Annotated in this window: 16 protein-coding genes; 5 read left to right on the forward strand and 11 right to left on the reverse strand. The window is 72.9% G+C overall.

Features of this window, described 5'->3' with window-relative positions:
- Positions 1-2: 2 nt before the first annotated feature.
- Both ACWEVN_RS24700 and ACWEVN_RS24705 read right to left on the reverse strand, forming a co-directional pair.
- Positions 3-749, reverse strand: coding sequence for a hypothetical protein (locus ACWEVN_RS24700; protein ID WP_452052855.1), 747 nt, complete (start codon positions 747-749; stop codon positions 3-5).
- Positions 742-1,296, reverse strand: coding sequence for an RNA polymerase sigma factor (locus ACWEVN_RS24705; RefSeq protein ID WP_452052856.1), 555 nt, complete (start codon positions 1,294-1,296; stop codon positions 742-744). Before ACWEVN_RS24705 ends, ACWEVN_RS24700 begins: the two co-directional genes overlap by 8 nt.
- A gap of 96 nt (positions 1,297-1,392) precedes the next feature.
- Between ACWEVN_RS24705 and ACWEVN_RS24710 the strand changes: the two genes are divergently transcribed.
- The gene (locus ACWEVN_RS24710) at positions 1,393-2,028 is read left to right on the forward strand and encodes a hypothetical protein (protein ID WP_452052857.1); all 636 of its coding nucleotides are present in this window, start codon (positions 1,393-1,395) and stop codon (positions 2,026-2,028) included.
- A 7-nt stretch (positions 2,029-2,035) separates the two neighbouring features.
- Here ACWEVN_RS24710 and ACWEVN_RS24715 read toward each other — a convergent pair whose 3' ends face one another.
- Genes ACWEVN_RS24715 through ACWEVN_RS24735 form a run of 5 tightly spaced genes read right to left on the reverse strand, consistent with a single transcriptional unit; the run spans position 2,036 to position 6,045 of the window.
- Positions 2,036-2,923 carry a PfkB family carbohydrate kinase gene (locus tag ACWEVN_RS24715; RefSeq protein ID WP_452052858.1) on the reverse strand — a complete coding sequence of 296 codons (888 nt, stop codon included), beginning with the start codon at positions 2,921-2,923 and terminating at the stop codon, positions 2,036-2,038.
- Positions 2,920-3,306 (reverse strand): D-ribose pyranase, encoded by a 387-nt coding sequence (gene rbsD / locus ACWEVN_RS24720; RefSeq protein WP_452052859.1) that lies wholly within the window; start codon positions 3,304-3,306, stop codon positions 2,920-2,922. The genes ACWEVN_RS24715 and rbsD overlap by 4 nt, the downstream gene beginning before the upstream one ends.
- Positions 3,303-4,058, reverse strand: coding sequence for an ATP-binding cassette domain-containing protein (locus tag ACWEVN_RS24725; RefSeq protein ID WP_452052860.1), 756 nt, complete (start codon positions 4,056-4,058; stop codon positions 3,303-3,305). The genes rbsD and ACWEVN_RS24725 overlap by 4 nt, the downstream gene beginning before the upstream one ends.
- 8 nt (positions 4,059-4,066) lie before the next feature.
- A complete protein-coding gene (locus ACWEVN_RS24730; RefSeq protein ID WP_452052861.1) occupies positions 4,067-5,017 on the reverse strand; it encodes an ABC transporter permease in 951 nt (316 codons plus the stop codon).
- Entirely contained in the window at positions 5,014-6,045 is a 1,032-nt protein-coding gene (locus ACWEVN_RS24735; protein ID WP_452052862.1) for a sugar ABC transporter substrate-binding protein, read from the reverse strand. The genes ACWEVN_RS24730 and ACWEVN_RS24735 overlap by 4 nt, the downstream gene beginning before the upstream one ends.
- Positions 6,046-6,181: 136 nt before the next feature.
- Here ACWEVN_RS24735 and ACWEVN_RS24740 point away from each other — a divergent pair, with 136 nt between their 5' ends.
- Complete coding sequence (locus ACWEVN_RS24740; RefSeq protein WP_452052863.1) at positions 6,182-7,231, forward strand: LacI family DNA-binding transcriptional regulator; 1,050 nt, start codon at positions 6,182-6,184, stop codon at positions 7,229-7,231.
- 43 nt (positions 7,232-7,274) lie between these two features.
- On the opposite strand, the gene ACWEVN_RS24745 is transcribed toward ACWEVN_RS24740, so the two are convergent.
- Positions 7,275-8,276, reverse strand: coding sequence for an ArsR/SmtB family transcription factor (locus ACWEVN_RS24745; RefSeq protein WP_452052864.1), 1,002 nt, complete (start codon positions 8,274-8,276; stop codon positions 7,275-7,277).
- 581 nt (positions 8,277-8,857) lie between these two features.
- Here ACWEVN_RS24745 and ACWEVN_RS24750 point away from each other — a divergent pair.
- Positions 8,858-9,304, forward strand: a complete 447-nt coding sequence (locus tag ACWEVN_RS24750; protein WP_452052865.1) for a hypothetical protein — start codon at positions 8,858-8,860, stop codon at positions 9,302-9,304.
- Complete coding sequence (locus ACWEVN_RS24755) at positions 9,208-10,722, forward strand: hypothetical protein (protein ID WP_452052866.1); 1,515 nt, start codon at positions 9,208-9,210, stop codon at positions 10,720-10,722. The genes ACWEVN_RS24750 and ACWEVN_RS24755 overlap by 97 nt, the downstream gene beginning before the upstream one ends.
- 12 nt (positions 10,723-10,734) lie before the next feature.
- Here ACWEVN_RS24755 and ACWEVN_RS24760 read toward each other — a convergent pair whose 3' ends face one another.
- On the reverse strand, positions 10,735-11,319 hold the full coding sequence (locus tag ACWEVN_RS24760; RefSeq protein WP_452052867.1) for a TetR/AcrR family transcriptional regulator: 585 nt from the start codon (positions 11,317-11,319) through the stop codon (positions 10,735-10,737).
- A 104-nt stretch (positions 11,320-11,423) separates the two neighbouring features.
- On the opposite strand from ACWEVN_RS24760, the gene ACWEVN_RS24765 reads away from it, so the two are divergent.
- Positions 11,424-12,323: an SDR family oxidoreductase gene (locus ACWEVN_RS24765; protein WP_452052868.1), complete on the forward strand. Its 900-nt coding sequence runs from the start codon at positions 11,424-11,426 to the stop codon at positions 12,321-12,323.
- Here ACWEVN_RS24765 and ACWEVN_RS24770 read toward each other — a convergent pair.
- On the reverse strand, positions 12,317-13,324 hold the full coding sequence (locus ACWEVN_RS24770; protein WP_452052869.1) for an SMP-30/gluconolactonase/LRE family protein: 1,008 nt from the start codon (positions 13,322-13,324) through the stop codon (positions 12,317-12,319). The genes ACWEVN_RS24765 and ACWEVN_RS24770 overlap by 7 nt on opposite strands.
- Before the next feature lie 62 nt (positions 13,325-13,386).
- Entirely contained in the window at positions 13,387-15,444 is a 2,058-nt protein-coding gene (locus tag ACWEVN_RS24775) for a PQQ-dependent sugar dehydrogenase (protein ID WP_452052870.1), read from the reverse strand.
- Positions 15,445-15,809: the final 365 nt, after the last annotated feature.

A 15,809-nucleotide genomic window follows, 5' to 3' on the forward strand; every position in this document is an offset into this window, starting at 1 on the left:
GTTCACGACACGGTCGCCGCGATCCGCAGGGCGTCCTCGAGGGTGAACGCGCCTTCGAGCCGGAAGGTGACGGTGCTGCGCTGCCAGATCAGCGACTGGGCGGCGAGCCGGGCCGTTTCGGTGCGCCACTGCCCGGCCCGGTCGACGTACATGAGCTCGTGGGGCCGGTCGAGCCAGATCGCCGGGGTTCCGGCGACGCCGACCTGGCGGCCGTCGGACATGCCGAGGAACTTCTCGAAGACCGGGCCGAGCCGGCCGTCGAACTCGTCGAGCCGGACGGCGACCGGCCCGGCCGCGGCGGGCGGCCGGCCCGGTCCGGACTGGTAGAGCAGCGAGACGACGCGCGCCGGGTCGTCGGCGATCCGGACGTCGTCCGGCTCGCCGAGGGCGGCCGGAACCGCGATCGGGAAGGGGGCCAGGCGGCGCGCCTCGGTGAGCTCCACCGAGCGTTCGCCGGGGAGCAGTCCCTGGCCGCGCAGGGCGGGTCCGGGCTGGCTGCGCAGCTCGATGCCGGCGAACCGCAGCAGGTCGGTCACGGTCGCGCGGACCGCCGGCGAGAGCGTGACCGCGGCGGCGAACACCAGCAGGAGCGCCGCGGCAACGGTGGCCCAGCGCGGGATCGTGCGTCGTGGCCGTGCGGGCAGCCGGGCCAGGACGGCCGCGCGCACGTCGGGTGCGGGTGGCACGTCGAGGTGGTCGCCGAGCTCGCGCAGCGCGGCGGCGAGCCGGGCGTCCCGGGGATCAGTCACCGACCGCCTCCTTGTCCGGCTCGGCCAGCTGCGCCCGCAGCCGGGCGAACGCGCGGTGCGCCCGCGACTTCACCGAACCCCGCGGGCAGCCGAGCACCTCCGCGGTTTCCCCTTCCGTGAGATCGAGGAAGTAGCGGCAGATCACGACGGCCCGGTGCTTCTCGGGCAGGGCCCGCACCGCCTCCAGCAACTCCTCTCCGGCGGCGTCGGTCAGCGCCCGGGCCGCCGGGTCGTCGTCCCGGACCAGTTCCAAGCGCGTCGCGCGCAGCTCGGTCGCGACACGCCGGCGCCGGGAGCGGACGAGGTTGTGCGTCTCGTTGGCGACGATGCGCAGCAGCCAGGCACGGAAGGAGGCACCGCCGCGAAACGACGGCAGCGCCCGGAACGCCTTCACGAACGCTTCCTGGACGACGTCTTCGGCCTCGTGCCCGGCGCCCAGCAGGTAGGCCGTGCGGTGGGCGAGCGCGGTGTACCGGTCGACCAGCGTCCCGTAGGACGCCGGGTCGCCGTCGCGGATCCGCGCCACCACCGCGTCGTCGTCCGTCACCCGCCCCCTCCCTGCCGGTGTTCCACCTTCCTCTACACCGGCCGCGGCCGGGAGGTTCCCGCGGAACCGGCGCGAGTTGTGCGGTGTAGAGCGGGCATGAAGCTACGAGCAGTCTCGGTGTTCGCCACGGTTCTGACGGCCCTGCTGGTGGCGGCGCCCGCGGCCGTGGCGGGCAACTGGGCGGTCACCTACCTCGACCCGCTGCCGGACACCGTCCGGGCCGGCCAGCCCTACACCGTCGGATATTGGGTGCTGCAGCACGGTTCCCACCCCACCTACGGAGAGCTGGGCGCGACCGCATTGGTGTTCACGCCCCCGCAGGGCGACCCCGTCGTGTTCCCCGGAGTCGCCCTGCGCGAGCCGGCGCACTACGCGGCCGCAATCGCCCTGCCCCACGACGGCGACTGGCGGGTCTCGGCCCGCCAGGGCATCTTCGCCGACTACGAAATCGGCACGCTCACACTGCCCGGACGACTGGCGGTCACCCCGCCACCGGCCCCGATGGCCACCGGCGAGAAGCAGCCGTGGGGCGCGATCCGGCCCCCGGCGATCGCCCTGAACGGCGGTGGTGCGGTGCAGGCGCAGCCGGAGGTCCCGGTCGCCGTGGCGCCCGCCCCGGAGGCACCACCGTCACTGGGGTCGGTGCTGACGGTCGCCGGTCTCGTGGTCGTCGCGGGCGCGGCCCTCCTGGTGGGCGGGCGCCGGATGCGGGTCTGGCTGCGAAGGCGGTGAACACCGGTCACGGCCGGGCGGCCGCCACCGCCGCCGGGGTCGGGGCGCCCGCGCGGGCACCGGGGGAGGACACCGACAGCGCGGCCGCGATGTTCGCCGTCCGGACCGCCTGGTCCAAGGGGTCGCCGGCCGCGAGGCGTGCGGCCAGCACCCCGTTGAACGTGTCGCCGGCCCCGGTCGTGTCGACCACCGTCGCCGGGTGCGGTGGGATGTCGACCGGAGCCTGGCCCGGCAGCGCGTACCGGACGCCGTCGCCGCCCAGCGTCACCACCACCGGCGCCCCCGTCCGCCCCACGAGCGTCAGGAGTTCGGGCGCGAGTTCCCCGGCCTCGCCGCGGTTGGGCGTGAGGATCGGCCCGTGCCGCAACAAGTCCCTGACCACCGGGACGACCGGGGCCGGGTTGAGCACGCAGCTCACCCCGGCCCCGGTGGCCTCCTCGACCGCCGCGGCGACGGCCGCCTCCGGGATCTCCGTGCTCACCAGCACGCACCCGCAGGACGGCAACGCCTCCCGCAGCGCGGACCGGACGCGGTCCGGGTCGACGTGGGCGTTCGCGCCCGCGCCGACGGCGATCTGGTTCTCGCCGTGGACGTCCACGACGATCAGCGCCGCACCGGTCGGCACCCGCGCGAGCCGGTCGACGTGCCGGGTGTCCACTCCAGACTCCGCCAACTCGGCCAGCGCGCCCGCGCCGACGTCGTCGGAACCGACCGCGCCGACGAGCTGCACCCGGGCGCCGAAGCGGGCGGCCGCCACCGCCGCGTTCGCCCCCTTTCCGCCGCCGTGCCGGACCATCGCCGGCCCGACCACCGTTTCCCCGGCGCGCGGCAGCCGATCGGCCACGACGACGTGGTCGACGTTCACGGCGCCGACCACGACGACGGACCCGGTCACCACGCCACCCCCGCCCGCAGCAGGACGTTGGCGAACGGCGTCGCGTCCCCGGTCCGGACCACGAAGCGGCACTGCCCGAGCCGGGCCTTGAAGTCCTCGTGCGCGACGAGCTGCGGCTCGACGAGTTCGCCGAGCTCCCGGTGGACGTCCGGGTTGGCGGCCACCACGTCCCGCGACGCCCAGGCCGCCTCGACCGTCACCTCGGCCAGCAGCGGACGCAGGACGGTGAAGAAGCCGGGGGTGCCGTAGACGACGCCGAGGTCGATCACCTCGACGCCGCCGGGCACCGGCAGGCCCGAGTCGCTGACGGCGAACAGGTCGGTGTGCCGCAGGTCGGCCAAGGCCCTGGTCAGCTGCCCGTTGATCAGGCCGGTGCGTTTCACCCGTCCTCCGAAATCGTTCCGGTGATCAGGCCGACCAGCCGGTCGCCCGTGACGCCGGCGACCGGGCGGCGCGCGACCGCCCGCCCGCGGCGCAGCACCACGACGGTGTCGGCCACCCGCATCACCTGCTCGAGGTCGTGGCTGATGATGAGCACGGTGACACCGCGGTCGCGCAGCGACAGGATCAGCTTCTCCACCGCCGCGGTCTCGCGCACGCCGAGGGCCGCCGTGGGCTCGTCCATGATCACCAGCGACCGGCCCCAGGTGACCGCGCGGGCGATCGCGATGCTCTGCCGCTGCCCGCCGGACATGCGCCGGACCGTCGTGCGCACCGACGGCACATTGACGTCGAGCCCGCTCAGGATGTCGCGGCTCTCGCGGATCATCCGGGGCCGGTCGAGCACGCCCAGCAGGGGCACCGGCCGCAGCAGCTCCCGGTTGAGGAACAGGTTCTGCCACACCGCGAGGTCGTCGATGAGGCCGAGGTCCTGGTAGACGGTCTCGATGCCGAGGTCGCGCCCGGCCTGGGGCGAGGACAGCCGGATCGGCTCCCCGCGGAACAGCAGCTGCCCCTCGGTGGGCGGGTGCACGCCGGTGAGGCAGCGCACGAGCGTGGACTTGCCGGCGCCGTTGTCGCCGACGATGGCGGTGACCTCGCCCTCGGCGAAGCCCGCCGTCAGCCCGTCCAGCGCCCGCACGGCATCGAACGACTTCACCAGGTCGCGAGCCTCGATCAGGTACTCCGCTGTCATCTGCGGCCTCACTTCCGGAACCGGGCGAGCAGGGCCGCGAGCAGCACCACCGCGCCGACGGCGATCGTCTGGAAGTACTGGGAGATCCCGATGATCGTGAAGCCGTTCACCAGGCTCGTCAGCAGCACCGCCCCGGTTACCGAGCCGACGACCGACGCCTTGCCGCCGAACAGCGACGAGCCGCCGAGCACCACCGCGGCGATCGAGCTCAGCAGGTAGTTCGTCTGCAGCGACGGGTCCGCGCCGCCGTTGCGGGCCACCAGCATCACGCCGGCGACCCCGCACAGCAGGCCGGACGCGGCGTAGGCGGCCAAGCGCACGCGCCGCACCGGGATGCCCGAGCCCAGCGCCGCGTCCGAGCCGCCACCGACGGCGAGCAGGTGCGTGCCGGCGCGGGTCCGGAACAGCGTGAACCACACCAGGACCGCGGCGGCCAGGGCGATCAGCCAGAACCAGCGCACCGGCCCGATCCCGTCGAGCGCGATCGCCTGCAGGAACGGCGAGGACACCGCGACCGTGTTGCCTTCGGTCAGCAGCAGGGTGATCCCGGAGACCACGCTCAGCGAGCCGAGCGTGACGATGAAGTCGGTCATCTTCAGGTAGCCCACGAGGAACCCGTTGACGACACCGACGACGACACTGCCCGCGATCGCGAGCAGGATCGCCAGTCCCAAGGGGACGCCGGCGGTCGCCGTCGCGCCGAGCAGCGCGGCCGCCCACGGCAGGTTCGCGCCCACCGACAGGTCGATGCCGGCCACCACGACGGCGAACTGCTGGCCCAGCGCCAGCACGGCCAGGATGGACGAGGCGACCAGCAGGTCGCCGAGGTTGCTCGGGGTCAGGAAGTGCGGGGTCGCGATGAAGAACGCGATCCACACCACGACCAGCGCGCCGGGCGCGGCGTAGTCGGCCGCGCGGGCGAGGTCGAAGGAACGCGGCCGGGCCGCCGTGGCCGTCATCCGGCGACCAGCGGGGCGAGCGGGTTGTCGAACGGCGCGAACGGCTTCGGGAAGGACGCGAGCTGCTGGTCGACGACGGAGTTGTCGATGAACGCGATCGGCGCGACCACCCGCTGCGGGATCTGCTTGCCGGCGTGCGCGGCGATGCACGCCTGCACCGCGAGCTGGCCTTCGGCGTACGGGTACTGGGTGATCGTGCCGTAGAGGTCGCCGCGCTTGACCGAGTCGAGCGCGTCCTTGATGCCGTCGACCGAGATCACCTTGATCTTGCCGGCCAGCCCGGCGTTCTTGATCGCCTGGACGGCGCCGAGGCCCATGGTGTCGTTCGCGGCGAAGATGCCGGTGATGTCCGGGTGTGCCTTGAGGATCGCCTCGGTGACCTGCAGCGCCTTGTCCTGCTCGTAGTCGGCCGGTGCGCGCTGGACGACGTCGAGCTTGCCGCCGGTCGCCTCGGTGAAGCCCTTCTCGCGGTTGATCCCGTTCTGCTCGCCCGCGATGCCCTGCAGGATCACGACCTTGCCGGTGCCGCCGAGCGCGGTCAGCATCTTCTGGCCGGCCAGGGTGCCCGCCGCGATGTTGTCCGAGCCGATGAACGACGCGTACGAGACGCCCGCCGCGCTCGAGGCCGCGGGGTCGATCTGCGAGTCGAGGTTGAGGATCGGGGTCTTCTTGCGCGCGACGGGCACGAGCGGGGTGATCACGTTGCTCGCGTTGACCGGGACGACGCCGAAGCAGTCGTAGCCCTGTCCGGCCAGGGTGGAGATCTTCGCGTTCTCGCCGTCGGCGTCGGTCTCGGACGTGCCCGCCTGCACGTTGACCTCGACGCCGCGCTGCTTGCCCTCGGCCAGCGCGCCGTCGCGCAGCGCGGCCCAGTACGGGTTGGTGAAGTTGCGGGTGACGATGGCGATCCGCGAACCGCTCGCCTGCCCGGCGTCGTCACCACCGCGGCCACAGGCCGCGGTCAGCCCGGTGACCGCGACGGCCGCGACCGTCACCGCGACGATGCGGCGAAGGTTCCAGCTTCCCATGAGCGTTCTCCCTGGTCAGAGTGATTCAACTCGTGTTGATTCCGCGGTGCGGAGGCGTGTCAACTCGTGTTGATGAGGCATCCTGTGCTCTGGCACACTGCTTGTCAAGACTCGAACCGAGGATCGGAGTTCTTGGATGGCGGTGACGCGGGCGGACGTCGCCCGGCGGGCGGGGACGTCTCCGGCGCTGGTCAGTTACGTGCTCAACGACGGGCCGCGGCGCGTCGCGCCGGAGACCCGGGAACGGATCCTGGCCGCGATCGAGGAGCTCGGCTACCGGCCGAACACGGTGGCCCGCTCGTTGCGGATGGCCCGCGGTCACGCGATCGGGCTGGTCATCCCGGACAGCGCGAACCCCTACTTCGCGTTGCTGGCCCGGGCGGTCGAGGAGACGGCGCACCGGTTCGGCTACCCGCTGCTGGTCGGCAACGCGGCCGACGACGAGAGCCGCGAGCTCGGTTACCTGCGCGCGTTCATGGACCGGCAGGTCGAGGGCGTGCTGGCGATCCCGTCGACGGCAAGCCCCGGACTGCGGGCGGAGTACGCGAAGATCCCGACCCCGGTGGTCCTCGTGGACCGCTCGTTCGACGACGGCGAGCTGCCGACGGTGGTGGCCGACGCGGCGGACGGCGCCCGCGAGGCCGTGGCCCACCTGATCGGCCACGGCCACACGCGGATAGCGTGCTTGAGCGGCCCGGAAGTCTCGACGTCCCGCGACCGCGTGGCGGGCTACGAGCGCGCGCTGGCCGAAGCCGGCCTCAAAGGCTTGCCGGTGCTGCGCCGCCCATTCGGCAGCCGCGCAGGGTACGAAGCACTCGAGACGCTGATGGCCGGCCCCCGGCAGCCGACGGCGTTGTTCGTGACGAGCGACCTCGCGGCACTGGGCCTCCTGCGCGCGGCCACCGACCGAGGCTTGCGCGTCCCCGACGACCTCGCGGTGGCCTCGTTCGACGGAATCGAGTACGCGGCGTACACGAGCCCGGGTCTGACCACGGTGGAGCAGCCGATCTTCGAGATGGGCCGCTTGGCGGCGGAACTGCTGGTGGGAGCGCTCGACAGCGAAGCGCGGCCGAGCGGGCTGCAGACCTTGCCCACCCGGCTGGCGATCCGCGGTTCGTGCGGTTGCGCGGACTCGTTCGTGCGGTCGTCGAACACGCTGCTGGACCGAGCCGCCGACCTCGGCTGAGGCAGCTGTGGGTGGCCCGTGACCGGGTTGGGCCGGGCCGTACTCACCGCTGCCGGCGGGAGCCGGACGTCAGCACCTCCAGCCCCAGCGGTGTGATGCAGTGCGTCGCGAAGTTCTCGTGCCGGTCGGTCGTGATGAGCCCGGCGTCGCGCAGCACGTTCGTGTGGTGGCTGACGGTCGCCGGGGTGACGCCGATCCGCCGGGCCAGCGTGGTGGTGGTGCTGCCGTCGACGACCGAGCGCAGGATCGTGGCCCGGGTCGTGCCCAGCAGCGCGCTCACGTGATCACCGCTGCAGGCGCCGGCCAGCAGGCGGGATTCGGTGCGGAGCGGGAACACGAGGACCGGGCGCAGCAGCGGATCCGCGAGGGCCACGGGGTGGTAGACGCAGAAGTAGCCGGGAATCAGGAGCAGGCCGCGGCCGTCGAGGTGCAGGTCCCGATCGACGGGGTAGTCGACGGTCAGGACCGGCCGCTGCCAGCTCGCGCCCGGCCCGAGCCGCGCCAGCAACCCCTCGGGGCCGCTCCGCAGGTAGCGCTGGATCCCGCCGGCGCACTCCGTTCGCAGCCCGTGGTCGATCACCTGCAGGTACGGCTCGACGAGAGCCTTGAAGTACAGCCGCAAGGAACACCGCAGATGCTTCAGCGCTGCCGGCTTCCCGCGGCTGAGGTCGTCCAGCCACTGCGCCGCCGGACTCCCGGTCGGCCGGAGGCGGCGGATCTCGGCACCGAGCCGGCGGGCCGGCGTCGACAGAACCGCGTCGACGCTCTCCCCGATATCGCACCCATCCACGGCGGGAGTGAGGAAATCGGGGAAGTAGGCCGCGTGCGGCGCCACCGCCACCAGGGTCGACACGGCCGCCCGCAGATCCCGGTCCCGGTTCATGCCCCCGCACACCCGGCGACGCCAGGAGTCGAAGGACAGCCCCCCGTCCGCGTGCTGCAGGACCTGCACGCTGCCGACGATCTCCCACATGAGGTCGATCTCCAGTTTCAGCCGGGTCCGCGCGATGTCGGTGTCGGTGAAGTGAATGCGCAACTGCGCCACGTCGCCCCCTCCGCAGCCATGATTCTCCGATCGGCCTCCCCTCCAGGAAGGAGTTCTCCGCAGAACCAGCCAATGGGAGCAAAGCGGACACGCCCCTGGTTTCCGGTGGCCCGGTGGGTTCTCTGCCCTCAGCAACGAAGAACCCACCGGGGGGTTCACCAGCGGACACCGATCACCGACGGCCCCGCAGGGACGCCGCGGCACGCACAGGAACGGACACCGCCGAGCGCGGGAAAGGTTCCGTTGCGCTGGTGGTGGTTCGTTCGCACCTGACTCCCTCCCGAAGCCACCCTGCCCGGCCCTCCGTGTCGATCTCTTGCCAGACTTCTGCATGTGCCTGGTCACCGCGCTGTTGCTCGGGGAACACCGATCCGGATCGCCTTGCTCGGCGAGGTGACGGCCCAGGTTGGTGCCCGGCCGGTCGGCCTCGGGACCCCGCGGCAGCGGTGTGTGCTGGCTGCGCTGGCGGTCGACGCCGGACAGCCCGTGCCGGCCGATCGCCTCCTGCGCCGGGTCCGGGCCGCGCGAGGACGGCCGAGCCGGCGCTCGCGGAGCTGGCCGGGCTGTGCGGCGGGCTTCCCTTGGCGCTGGCGCTGATCGCCGCCCGCGCCGCCGCCGACCCGCGCCTGCCCCTCGCCGACGTCGTCGCCGATCACCGGGCCCTCGGCTTGGCGGTCTTCGACTCCGAAGACCCCACCGACCCCACGGCGAGCCTGCCGACCGTGCTGTCGTGGTCGCTGCGGCACCTCACCGAGCAGCAGCGCACCTCCTTCGCCCTGCTGGGCATCGCGCCCGGTCCCGACATCGGCCTGCCCGCCGCCGTCCACCTGCTCGGCCTGCCCGAGCGGGAAACGCACATGACGATGCGCGCGCTGGCCGACGCGTCACTCCTCGACCGCACCCCCGGCAGCCGGTACGGCATGCACACCTCGTGCGCGCCTACGCCACCGCCGTCGCCGCCGACCTGCCGGCCGCGGTGCGGGAAACGGCGTTGCGCCGGGTCCTGGCCTTCTACACCGGCGCGGTGAACGCCGCCGACCGGCTGCTGAACCCCCACCGCGACCCGATGCCGCTCGCCCTGCCCGACGCCGACGCGCACCCGCACCCCGACGCGGCGGCGGCCCTGGCGTGGTGCGACGCCGAGCACGCGAACCTGCTCGCCGCGCAGCAGACCGCGGCCCGCCACCACTGGCACGCCACGGTCTGGCACCTGGCCTGGGGCCGTTCCGGGAGCAGGGCCGCACCGACGACGTCCGCCGCGTGCAACAGCGGCTCGGCGACCTCTGATCGCCCATTCCGGAAATTGCCCGCCCGGTTTCCGGTGAGCGGCCCGTGGCCGGATACGCTGCCGCGGCCGAGCACACGAACCGATGGGGGACAAGGCATGGACGGCACTTCCGGCGCGGGCAGAGTCCGCGTGCACGAACCCCTGCCGAATGTGCCGTCCGGGGCCGAACCGCTGTTTGCCGGATTTGTCCGCGAATTGACCGGGCTGACCATTGTCCGAATGGGACTCAGCGGAGCGCTCGTCCTGCTGGGTGTGCTGCTCGTGGTCGTCGAAGGGTGGGGGAGCGCGCTGCCCTACGTCTACTTCGGCACGTTCGGTGGCCTGCTTCTGCTGTGGACATACGTCCTGATCCTGTACCGGCGCATCCGGAGTCTCTTCGGCGAGCCCTACCACCGGCTCGACGTCGCTCCCGATGGCTTGCGCACCAAGGGTTCGCGGGTCTCGGTGCGGTTGCTGGACGGCCGGTGGCTGCGGACGCGCCTGTCCGACGGGCCGCGGGTCCAGCTGGCCGGTGAGCGCCGGCTGTGGGTGCTCGGCAGGGGCCCGCGGGTGTTCGTCCGCCCGCCGGGGGCGATGTGGGTGCGGTCCGGGCGGATCGAGGACGCCCCGGCCGCCGGGGCGGTGCCTGCCGAGTTCGTCCCGCGCTTTCCGGCGCCGCCGTCGCGTGATCCGGTGCTCGCCGCGCACCGCGCGTTCCAGGCCCGGCGGTCGGCCGTCACCGGGGTGACGCTCCTGGCGCTGGGCGCGGCGGGACTCGCACTCGTGTCGTCGCTGGAGGACGAATCCGGAGGCATCGCGGACGCGGCCGGGCTGGGCGGCGTCGCCGGCGGCAGCGCGGTCTTCCTGATGCTGGGCCTGCTGACGGCCGTCGGCAGCCTGCGGATCCGCCGTCCGATCACCGAGGACGGCTGGGTTGAACTGCGGATCGCGCTCGACACACCGTTCGTGCCGCGAGCGCGCACCGCGGTCCGGCTGACGGGCTGGGCGCTGTACCCGGACGGGCGGCAGACGCGCTTCAAGCTCGTCGCCGACATCTCGCTGGCCGCGAACGTCGCGGTGACCGGGCAACTGTGGCTGCTGGGCTACCCGCCGGCGGGCAAACCGGCGAAGGCCGGTCTCCCGGGCTACCCCTGCCTGGGCAGCTTCCGGCCGGCCTGAGCCGGCCCGCCGTCACGACCGGGCCGCGGCGGCCTTCCCGGCCAGGTCCAGGAGCTCGTCGAACACCTCGGTCGCGATGGCGGCGAGGGTGCGCTCCTCGCCGTCGCGCAGCCACCGGGTGAACGAGATCCCGAAGACGGTGGCCCCCGACTCGGCCGCCAGAGTGGCCGCGAGATCGTCGACACCCCGGGCGCGCAGCGCATCGGCGACCGAGGCGGCCAGCGCGGTGAGCTTGTGCTGTTCCCGTTCCTGCAGCGCCGGGTTGCGGTCGATCACCGACTGCCGGGTGCGGGAGCGCGAGCGCCGTTCGTCCGGGAAGAAGGTCGACGCCGACCGCAGCGCGGAGGCGACGACCTCGAGCGGGGACGCGTCGGCCGGGGCGGCGGTCACGCCGTCGAGGAACGCCCGCTCGAGGCGTTCTTGGCCGTCGAAGAGGACTTCGCGCTTGTCGCTGAAGTGGCGGAAGAAAGTCCGCTCGGTCAGGCCGACGGCCTCGGCGATCTCGGCCGCGGTCGTCTGCTCGTACCCGCGGGTGGCGAACAGCTCGAGCGCGGCCTTCTGCAGCCGTTCCGCGGCTCCGGGTTCCCAGCGCACCATGCGGCCGAGTCTAGTGATGACAGGAGCTGACATGCAGGCGTACGGTGTTGATGTCAGCGACTGACGTCCGTCACTGACATCAACCGTGAGAAGGAGTTCACGCAATGCGCGTTTTCGTCACCGGAGCCTCCGGCTGGATCGGCTCCGCCGTCGTCGACGAGCTGCTCGCGACCGGCCACCAGGTCACCGGGCTGGCCCGGTCCGCCGCGTCCGCCGCGAAGCTCGAAGCCAAGGGCGCCCACGTCCGGCGCGGCGACCTCGACGACATCGGCAGCATCCGCGCGGGTGCGGAAGCGGCCGAAGCCGTCATCCACCTGGCGAACAAGCACGACTTCGCCAACCCGGCCGTGTCGAACGCCGCCGAGCGGGCCGCCGTGGAGACGATCGGCGACGCGCTCGCGGACAGCGGCCGCCCGTTCCTGCTGGCCTCGGGGATCGCCGCCCTCGCCAAGGGCCGGCCCGCCACCGAAGCCGACGCTTCCCCGTTCCACGGCCCGGACTCCCCGCGCGGCGGCTCCGAGAACCTCGCACTGGAATTCGCCGCCCGCGGCGTGCACCCGGTGAGCCTGCGGTTCTCGCCGACCACGCACGGCACCGGCGACCACGGGTTCATCGCGGTCCTCGCCGCGATCGCCCGCGAGAAGGGCGTCTCGGGCTTCCCGGGCGACGGCACCAACCGCTGGGCCGCCGTGCACGTGACCGACGCCGCCCGCATGGTCCGCCTCGGCCTGGAGAAGGCACCCGCCGGCGCGCGCCTGCACGCCGTCGCCGAGGAGGGCGTGCCGACCCGCGAGATCGCCGAGGCGATCGGCCGTGCGTTCGACCTGCCGACCGCGTCGATCCCGGAGGCCGGTGTCCAGGACCACTTCGGCTGGATCGGCGGCTTCTTCGCCATGGACCTCGCGGCGACGAGCGAGCGCACGCGGGAGCTGCTCGGCTGGATGCCCACCGGGCCGACCCTGCTCGAAGACCTCGACGCGGGCGCCTACTCGGCACGTCAGTAAGGGTTGCCCGGCACGTTGAGGCGCGTCTGGTAGAGGCCGAACGCACCCGAAACCCCGGAGGTCAGGTACAGGGTCTTCCCGTCCGGTCCGCCGAACGCCGCGTTGGTGGTGTTGCGGCCGGCGGAGATGGTGCCGAGCGGGGCACCCGACGGGGAGAAGACGTGGACGAGGCCTTCGTCGAAGGAGGCCCAGTACAGGTTGCCCGCGCAGTCGATGGTCGCGCCGTCGGGGGTCCGCATGGTCGCGAACGTCGTGCGGTTGCCGGTGCTGCCGTCGGGGAAGACGGGGTACTTCACGATCGTGTCGGCGCCGGTGGCCCCCACGTAGAGGGTCTTGCCGTCGGGGGACAGGACGACGCCGTTCGGCTGCGGCAGCGTGTCGTCGACGAGGCTGACCACGCCGTCGCGGACGCGGAAGACGCCGGTCCGGCCGCCCTGCTCGTCGGCGCGGTTGCCGCGCTGGTAGTTCGGGTCGCTGAAGTAGGTGGTGCCGTCCTGGCCGGTGGTCAGGTCGTTCGGCGAGTTGAACGCGTGGCCGGGGGCGCCGGCCGCGACGGTCGTCCGGCTGCGGTCGGCCAGGTTGTAGGCCGAAACGGTGCGGTTGTCGTGGGTGGCGGCGAGCACCCGCGTCCCGTCGGCGCTGATCGCCAGGCCGTTGCTGCCGGAATCGGCGATGAACGTCTCGAAGGTGGCCGGCGGCCGGAACCGGAGCATCGCCGAGGGCTGCACGCCCTGGGGACCGGTGGCGTTCTGCATGTTCGACAGCAGCAGGGTGCCCGTCCGCCGGTCCCAGGTCGGTCCTTCGAGGAAGGTGAACCCGCTCCGGATGAGCCGGGCCGTCACCGCCTGGCTCGGCAACGGCGAGCCGTAGGTCGCGCCCGGCGTGCACGGTCCGGCCGCGGTGGTGCCGGACGCCGCGGGCGCCACCACGCCCGCGGTGATGATCGCCGTCGCCGCCACCGTCCACACGCGACGGTGGCGGGATGTCCTGCGGTGAGCCATGCCGGCTCTCCTTTCGCGAGGGGGACGGCGGCGGGCCGGTGGTCCCGGCCCGCCGCCGGGGTTCACCGTCCGAGCTCGACCTTGAAGATGCTTTCGTTGCTGTTGTTGGCGATGCTGTCCTTGTCGCCGTAGTTGCTGGTGGTCAGCCACAGGCCGCCGTCGGCGGATGGTTCCACGGTGCGCAGCCGCCCGTACGTGCCGGTGAGGTACTGCTGGACGTTGGTCAGGCTGTCCCCGGAGATTTCGGCCCGGTACAGCCGGTTTCCGCGGAGGCAGGCGATGTAGAGGGCGTCGCGGACCACGGCGATGCCGCTGCACGAACCCTCGGCGACGGGGTAGGTGCGCTTGGGCGCGACGAACCCGGCCTCGGCGCAGCTGCCCGTGGTGCCTTCGCAGCGGGGCCAGCCGTAGTTGCCGCCGCGGACGATGAGGTTGGTCTCGTCCATGACGTTGTTGCCGAATTCCTGTTCCCACAGCCGGCCTTGGGCGTCGAAGGCCAGGCCCTGGGGGTTGCGGTGGCCGTAGCTCCACACCGGCGTGCCAAAGGGGTTGTCCGAGGGGATGGTGCCGTCGCGGTTGATCCGCAGCACCTTGCCGGCCAGGTTGGTGAGGTCCTGGGCCCAGTCGCCGTTCTGGCCGTCGCCGGCGGCGATGTAGAGCTTGCCGTCGGGCCCGAACCGCAGCCGGCCGCCGTTGTGGTACTTGTTGCGCGGGATGCCGGTGAGCAGCACCTGCGGGGTGCCGCTGAGGACCCCGCCGGTGTAGCGGATGCGCACCACCCGGTTGTCGGTCGTGCTGGTGTGCATGACGTACAGCCACGGGTCGGCCGCGAAGTCGGTGGCCACGGCGAGGCCGAGCACCCCGCCCTCGCCGTCGGTCCCCGCGACGTCCGGCATCCGCCCGGCCACCGTCTTCGTGCCGGTGGCGGGGTCGAGCCGGACGATCTCGAAGGCGTCGCGGCGGCCGTAGAGCACCTGTCCGTCGGGCAGGGTGGTCAGCCCCCACGGCAGGTCGGTTTCGGTGGTGACCCTGGTGACCGAGCAGACCGCGGTGGCGCAGGAGGCGCCGGTGGTGACCGTGACCGGTGAGCTCGGGGCCGACCGGTTGGCCTGGGCGTCGCGCGCCCGCACCTGGTACTGGTAACGGGTGTTCGCGGCCAGGCCGCTGTCGGTGAACGAGGTCGTGGCCGAGCCGCTGGTGGAGCCGGCCACGGTGCCGTCGCGCAGCAGTTCGTAGCCCGTGACGCCGATGTTGTCGGTGGCCGGCGACCAGCGCACGGTGACGGTGGTGCCCGAGGCCGTCGCGGTCACGCCGGCGGGCGTGCTGGGCGGTTCGGTGTCGGCCTGGCACTGCGGCACGGCGATGGTGACCGTGGGGCTGGCCTGCGAGACGTTGCCCGCGGCGTCGCGCGCGTTGACGTACAGACCCCAGGTGGCTCCCGGCGCGACGGTCAGCTCGGCCGACAGCGCGGTGCCCGGCACCGAGGTCATGAGCTGCCCGTCGTGGAAGATGTCGTAGAAGGCGACCCCGACGTCGTCGGACGACGCCGACCACGAGAACGTCACGGTGGCGCAGGTCAGGTTCGAGGTGCGCGGGTTGGCCGGCGCGGTCGGCGGTGTGGTGTCGGCGGCGAGCTTGACCAGCTGCCACCGCTGGTTGGCGCCGCCGGTGTCGGGCAGCTGGACGACCCGCGCGCCGTCGGCGGTGGCGGAGCCGAGCACGTCCACGGCCTTGCCGCTGGCCCGGTTGAGCAGCCGCACGTCACCGCCGGCGGAGTCGGCCAGCCGGAACTGCTGCCCGGCGCGTCCGGCGTCGGTGTTCTGCACCAGCCCGGCCCGGTCGGCGGTGGACGGGAAGCTCAGGACCTTGGCGCTGTGCCTGGACTTGATGCGGTAGTTACCCCCGCCGGAGTCGACGAACTGCCACTGCTGGGAGGCGCGGTCGTCGCGGGTGGTCTGGGTGACCCGGGCGCCCTCGTAGGTGGCGCTCCCGGCGACGTCCAGCGCCTTGCCGCTATTGCGGTTGACCAGCACGTACGAGGCGTTGGTGTCGACGGTGGCGGCCGAGGCGGCCGGTGCCGGAACGGCGATACCGAGGCCGACGAGTACCACCGTGCTCAGCGTTCGGAAGGCCGAGCGGTTTCTTCGCGGAGCCGAGCCGGTCCGGACGCGGCGCGATGCCGGCCCGCCAGGCTTTCGTGCGCAGACAGCCATGCGTCGCCTCCTTGCGAGCAGGGTGCGGAACTTCGCCTGACTGGGAGCGCTCCCAGGTCACCGTAGCGCAAACCGTTTGCCGCCGACAAGACCGGTGAGGAGGTATCCAACCACGCCGGAGCGGGCACCCGCGGCGGGTGCCCGCTCCTCTCAGCGGATCGGGTTGGGCGTGATGTCCTGGGCGAAGAGGTTGCCGTTGGAGCTGCCCACGTGGACGTGGTAGCCGCGGCCGCCCACGTTCACCGTGATGTGCGGCCGCGGGTCGGCGCCGC

The organism is Amycolatopsis sp. NPDC003861, from assembly GCF_053605405.1.

Coding starts and splice junctions, on each gene's coding strand:
- ACWEVN_RS24735 (WP_452052862.1), bottom strand. CDS start 6,045: ATGGGAAGCTGGAACCTTCGCCGCATCGTCGCGGTGACGGTCGCGGCC.
- ACWEVN_RS24725 (WP_452052860.1), bottom strand. CDS start 4,058: ATGACAGCGGAGTACCTGATCGAGGCTCGCGACCTGGTGAAGTCGTTC.
- ACWEVN_RS24765 (WP_452052868.1), top strand. CDS start 11,424: ATGCGCGTTTTCGTCACCGGAGCCTCCGGCTGGATCGGCTCCGCCGTC.
- ACWEVN_RS24760 (WP_452052867.1), bottom strand. CDS start 11,319: ATGGTGCGCTGGGAACCCGGAGCCGCGGAACGGCTGCAGAAGGCCGCG.
- ACWEVN_RS24730 (WP_452052861.1), bottom strand. CDS start 5,017: ATGACGGCCACGGCGGCCCGGCCGCGTTCCTTCGACCTCGCCCGCGCG.
- ACWEVN_RS24770 (WP_452052869.1), bottom strand. CDS start 13,324: ATGGCTCACCGCAGGACATCCCGCCACCGTCGCGTGTGGACGGTGGCG.
- ACWEVN_RS24710 (WP_452052857.1), top strand. CDS start 1,393: ATGAAGCTACGAGCAGTCTCGGTGTTCGCCACGGTTCTGACGGCCCTG.
- ACWEVN_RS24740 (WP_452052863.1), top strand. CDS start 6,182: ATGGCGGTGACGCGGGCGGACGTCGCCCGGCGGGCGGGGACGTCTCCG.